Annotated in this window: 2 pseudogenes; both read right to left on the reverse strand. The window is 39.8% G+C overall.

Going from position 1 to position 741, the window contains the following annotated elements:
• A pseudogene (locus ACS8FD_RS20070) lies at positions 1–224 on the reverse strand (heme lyase NrfEFG subunit NrfE); the annotation flags it as partial.
• A 259-nt stretch (positions 225–483) separates the two neighbouring features.
• Positions 484–741: pseudogene (locus tag ACS8FD_RS20075) on the reverse strand (hypothetical protein); the annotation flags it as partial.

Genomic DNA, 741 nt, shown 5'->3' on the forward strand with positions numbered 1-741 from the left:
TGCTGTGCGACATAGACTAGACTAAAATCATTATAATAAAAGCCTGCCATCAGTGCTGCGAACGACACGATCATCGCTGCAAACTGTGCCCACGCCAAACTTGGCGCAAGACGCTGCCAAGCAATCTGATGACGCATAACACCAATGGTTGGCAATACAACTTGCAAAATTGCCAACACAAAGGCAGCCAGTAAGGCAAAATAACCCAATTCTGTGATTAACATACAATCTAACCCTGTTTACCCTAATACGGTCATAGTTTACTGTGGCGGATTGGGCTCTTATTTATTGAAAAGCACCTATAGTCTACTCATGACAAAATCGAAACAACACAAGCTTTGCCAACCATACAACTGTATGATTAACATGAAGCTTCCTTGTCAAGACAAATTTTGAATGAACTATCTAACTTAGTACTAATTTTCCATATACATTCATTGACCATGGATAATTATAAAATATTTTTATAACAAAATCATTGGTTTACTGCACCGCCGGAAAGAACACTAAAACAAGATGCAACCAACCTGCCAAAAATCCAGTCAAACCACCAAGTACGATCAACGTCATCTCATCTTCACGAAATGCTGGACGCAGTAAGTTTTGAAACTCATAAGGCGATAAAGCGCGAATACGATCACGAAATAGACCGAATATTTTGCTCGCGCGACTCTCGTTAAGTTCAGGATCTCGTAGCGGTACCATCGTAGCGGTGATTGATTTATTGATAATGGTATTTTT

Source organism: Psychrobacter sp. 1U2 (assembly GCF_051847575.1).